This window comes from Anaerotruncus sp. (genome assembly GCF_057433415.1).
This window is the reverse complement of the sequence record NZ_DBMDHH010000097.1, coordinates 1-4470: the sequence shown is the minus strand read 5'-3', so window position 1 is coordinate 4470 and position 4470 is coordinate 1. Positions and strand designations below refer to the sequence as shown.

4 protein-coding genes, 1 tRNA gene and 1 pseudogene are annotated in these 4470 nt (G+C 66.5%); 4 read left to right on the top strand and 2 right to left on the bottom strand.

What is annotated here, in order from left to right:
• The 3 genes and pseudogenes from ACZO3G_RS14500 to brnQ all read left to right on the top strand — a co-directional run.
• A pseudogene (locus ACZO3G_RS14500) lies at window positions 1–392 on the top strand (hypothetical protein); the annotation flags it as partial.
• A gap of 108 nt (window positions 393–500) precedes the next feature.
• Complete coding sequence (locus ACZO3G_RS14495; protein ID WP_353960883.1) at window positions 501–1031, top strand: hypothetical protein; 531 nt, start codon at window positions 501–503, stop codon at window positions 1029–1031.
• A gap of 152 nt (window positions 1032–1183) precedes the next feature.
• Entirely contained in the window at window positions 1184–2509 is a 1326-nt protein-coding gene (gene brnQ / locus ACZO3G_RS14490) for a branched-chain amino acid transport system II carrier protein (RefSeq protein ID WP_288235236.1), read from the top strand.
• Between the two features lie 74 nt (window positions 2510–2583).
• Here the strand turns inward: brnQ and ACZO3G_RS14485 are convergent.
• A tRNA-Leu gene (locus ACZO3G_RS14485) sits at window positions 2584–2670 on the bottom strand.
• A gap of 393 nt (window positions 2671–3063) precedes the next feature.
• Window positions 3064–4074 carry a selenide, water dikinase SelD gene (gene selD, locus ACZO3G_RS14480; RefSeq protein ID WP_288235239.1) on the bottom strand — a complete coding sequence of 337 codons (1011 nt, stop codon included), beginning with the start codon at window positions 4072–4074 and terminating at the stop codon, window positions 3064–3066.
• 198 nt (window positions 4075–4272) lie between these two features.
• Between selD and ACZO3G_RS14475 the strand changes: the two genes are divergently transcribed.
• The coding region (locus ACZO3G_RS14475) for a LysR family transcriptional regulator (RefSeq protein ID WP_486847360.1) at window positions 4273–4470 on the top strand (198 nt) is incomplete at its 3' end.

Below are 4470 nucleotides of genomic sequence, written 5' to 3'. Positions count from 1 at the left end.
GCCCGCAGGGGAACACCGGGGCGACCGGGCCGGCGGGGCCCACCGGCGCCACGGGGCCCGCAGGCCAGCCAGGGCTTCAAGGGCCCACGGGCCCGATGGGGCCCATGGGGCTTCCCGGCTTGACAGGGCCCACCGGTCCCACCGGGAACACGGGAGTGGCCGGCCCACAGGGGAACACCGGAGCGACCGGGCCGGCGGGACCCGCCGGCGCCACCGGACCAGCTGGTCCGCAGGGACCCGTCGGCGCGCAGGGGCCCATCGGCGCGCAGGGCGTCACGGGATCTGCGGGTACAACCGGACCGACAGGTCCGCAGGGACCCACCGGAAACACGGGCGCGGCGGGGCCTGCGGGCGGTCCCGGCCCCACGGGGCCCACGGGCGCGGCAGGCGTTTCTGTGACAGGTCCAACCGGGCCTGCCGGCGTCACAGGAGCCACCGGCGCGACGGGCGCCACAGGCGGCACCGGCCCCACGGGGCCCACGGGCGCGGCAGGCGCTTCTGTGACAGGCCCGGCCGGACCCACCGGAGCCACGGGACCTACGGGAGAAGCAGGTCCCACAGGTGCGACAGGGCCGACAGGTGCGACGGGACCGACCGGGCCGGTCATCGGCGCGGCGGCTTCCCTTTCGAGTCACGGCGCACAGACCTTCAACGGGCCCAACTACGGTCTGGTCACCTTCGACCAGACGGGCAGTCTGCACAATTTTTCCCTTTCCAACAACCGCCAGAATCTCATCGCCGGGATCGCGGGGCTCTATCTGATCGAATACGGCGTGCGCGCGACGACGGGTACGCCGGGGTACTGCACCGTCTCCTTTACGCCCGGCGGGTACGACGTGGCCGGGCGGGTCCCGCTCACGGCGAACACGATGGTGAGCGGCTCGATCATCAGCCGGCTGGGCGCGCAGACATGGGTGGGCCTGCACGTCGCAGCCACCGACAACAACACCCCCGTATCCCTCCCCGCTACGCCCGATTACCGCAACGCCTACCTGACGATCACGCGCATCGGCCCCTACCCCGACGCCTGACCGCAGCAACCGTCGCAACCGGGGCCGCGGGAACCCCGCGGCCCCGGTTCCCGGCAGCGGGAGCGGACCGGTATGGAGTGTTTTCACATTGCCAGCGCCCGCTATGCATGATAAAATGGAAACGGTGATTTTCAAGGAACGGGGAGGATGTCATGCAGCTGCAGGGAAAACGATTGCTTTTGGTGGGGTTCACCCTCTTTTCAATGTTCTTCGGGGCGGGGAATCTGATCTTCCCGCCCTTTCTCGGCGCGCAGGCCGGGACAAGCACCTGGCCCGCCATGGCCGGGTTCGCGCTCAGCGCCATCGGCTTCCCCATCCTCGGGGTGGTCGCCGTGGCGCGGTCGGGCGGGCTCTCCCGGCTGGCCGGACGGGTACATCCGCGCTTTGCAGCCGTCTATACGATGCTCATCTATCTTTCCATCGGGCCCTGCCTCGCCATTCCCCGCACCGCCAGCACCTCCTTTGAAATGGCCGTCTCCCCCTTCCTCCCGCCGGACGCACCGTTCGGACTCCTTCAGCTCGGCTACTCCGCCCTCTTCTTCGGTGTGGCGCTCCTGCTCGCCCTCAAGCCGGAAAAGCTCACCGACCGGTTGGGCAAGGTCCTCTGTCCCACCCTGCTGCTGCTCATCCTCGTCATCTTTCTGGGCTGCGCCCTGCGGCCCCCGGGCGGGTACGGCGCGGTGACGGACGCGTACGCGTCCAACCCCGCGGTGCAGGGGTTTCTCGTCGGTTACCAGACGATGGACACGATCGCCGCGCTCAACTTCGGCATCGTCATCGCCCTCAACATCCGCGCGGGCGGCGTTAAGGACGACGGCGCCGTCGTGCGCGGCACCGTCCGTGCCGGCTGGCTCGCCGGCGCTGTCCTGCTGGCCGTCTACGCCATGCTCGCCCATATCGGCGCCCTTTCGGGGAGCGCGTTCCCCGGCAGCCAAAACGGCGCGGAGGCCCTCACCCGGCTCGTCTCCGCCCTCTTCGGACCCTTTGGGAGCGTGTTGCTCGCCGCCGTCTTCGTCATCGCCTGCCTCAACACCTGCATCGGCCTCATCAGCTGCTGCAGCGAGTACTTCCACGAGTTGTTCCCGCGCGTCTCCTATCGCTGGTGGGCACTCTTCTTTGCGCTCATGAGCATGGCGATCGCCAACCTCGGCCTCAACCAGATCCTCGCCGTCTCGGTTCCCGTGCTCGGCGCGATCTATCCGGTGGCGATCGTGCTCATCCTGCTCTCCTTTTTCCACCGCTGGATCGCTCCGCTCGGGAAGATCTATCCCGTCTCCATCCTCTTCACCGCGACCGCCAGCGTGCTCTACGCGCTCGCGGACGCCCATCTCTCCATCCCCGTCCTCACCCCCGCGATGAAGAGCATCCCCCTCGCGGGGCTTGGGCTCGGCTGGGTGCCGCCCGCCGCCGCGGGCATCCTGCTCGGGGCGCTGCTCTCGCTCGCACCGGGGAAAAAGGGCAAAAAGGGGGCCGCATAACGCGGTCCCCGTGCGGCCTGCGTGAAACGGAAAAGGCCCCCGGGCGACTGAATACAGTCGCCCGGGGGCCTTTTTGGTGCCGGTAGCCGGGGTCGAACCGGCACGGTATCGCTACCAACGGATTTTGAGTCCGTCACGTCTGCCAATTCCATCATACCGGCGGATACGAGGATAGTATAGCAAATCCGCGCAGAAAAGGCAAGAGCGCATTGGCGTTTTTTCGCACGTAACAGCTGTATGTTACGTATGTACATCTTTCATATTTTGTTTTCTTGCCGCGGATTTTCTCTTGCCTTTGTGAAAAGCACATGTTATAATAGCTAAAAAGTATGCGGAACACACTGTGCAAGTTGCCGGTAGCGCCGTAATGATCAAGGTTATCCGCGGACTCGGGCTTTGGGGAAACGGTTTTGAGTTCTCGCCGGAATAACAAAAGGGACGGTTCTTGGAACCGTCCCCTTTTTTATCCGTTTTCTCACCGCGCCCGGGCGGCGCGCCCCTCCCCGAGCGGGGAAAAGCCGGAGGACGGCTGATTGATCAGCCGTCCTCCGCTTCTATTCCACAACGATCGCGGCCGCCCGGCGTTCGACCGCCTCGCCGATCACGGCCGCGCTTGGCAAAACGTCCTTCAAGCGGCGCAGCAGTTCGTCCACTTGCGCTTTCGGCACCGCGAGCAGCAGGCCGCCCGACGTCTGCGGATCGGCAAGCAGGTCGCGCAGCACGCGCGGCACCCCCGCGCCGTAGGCGGCGCGCTCCCCGACATAGTCGCGGTTGGCGTAGGCCCCGGCGGGCAGGATGCCCATCTCGGCCAAATCCGCCGCGCCCTCCAGCAGGGGGAGCTCCCCGGAAAAGAGCCGGATCGTGACGCCCGAGCCCTCCGCCATCTCGAACGCGTGCCCGAGCAGGCCGAAGCCGGTCACGTCGGTGCAGGCGCTGACTGGGAAGTCCGCCGCGATCTCCGCCGCCGCGCGGTTGAGCGCGGACATCGACGCGATCACCGGGGCGAACGCCTCGGGCGTGATGAGCTCCGCCTTCGCGGCGGTGTTGAGCACGCCCACCCCAAGGGGCTTGGTGAGGATCAGTAGGTCGCCCGGCCGCGCGCCGGCATTCGCGAGGATCCTGCGCGGATCGACGAAGCCGCTGACGCAGAGGCCGTATTTGGGCTCGTTATCCTGGATCGTGTGCCCGCCCGCGAGCGCCGCGCCCGCCTCGCGCACCTTGTCCGCGCCGCCCGCCAGAATCGCCCGCACCGTCTCCTGCGGCAGGCAGGAGGGGTAGCAGAGCAGGTTCATCGCGAGCTTCGGGACGGCGCCCATCGCGTAGATGTCCGAGAGGGCGTTGGCCGCCGCGATCTGCCCGAAGGCGTAGGGATCGTCCACCACCGGCGGGAAGAAATCGACCGTCTGCACAAGCGCGAGCTCGTCGCTGATGCGGTAGACACAGGCGTCGTCGCTGGTGTCGAAGCCGACCAGCAGGTTTTCATCGTGGAACTTTGGTAAGCCGCACAGAACCTGTGCGAGGACCCCCGGTCCGACTTTGGCCGCTCAACCGGCCGTGGAGGTCATTTGGGTAAGCCGTTTTTCCTGTTCCGCCACGATGCGAGCCTCCCTTCCGTGCGATTTCCCGTATCCCGCGCCCGGGGATGGTAAATCCTGCCGGGTTGTGCTATCATGGATCTATCGGGATTATCTATAGCATAGCCCACTTTGCCTAAAAAAACAAGCCTCAAAGGGTGACTTTTGGGGCGGATTTTGGTATAATGGATGAAAAGTCGGACTTTTCCGAAGGGAGGCGGGCGGTTGGATTTTAAACAGCTCGAGGCGTTTTCCGCCGTGGTGAGCCTCGGCAGCTTCTCCCGCGCGGGGGAGCGGCTCTTCCTCACCCAGCCGACGATCAGCGCACACATCCGCTCCCTTGAGCGGGAGCTCGGGGTGCAGCTCGTCGTGCGCACCACCAAGGAG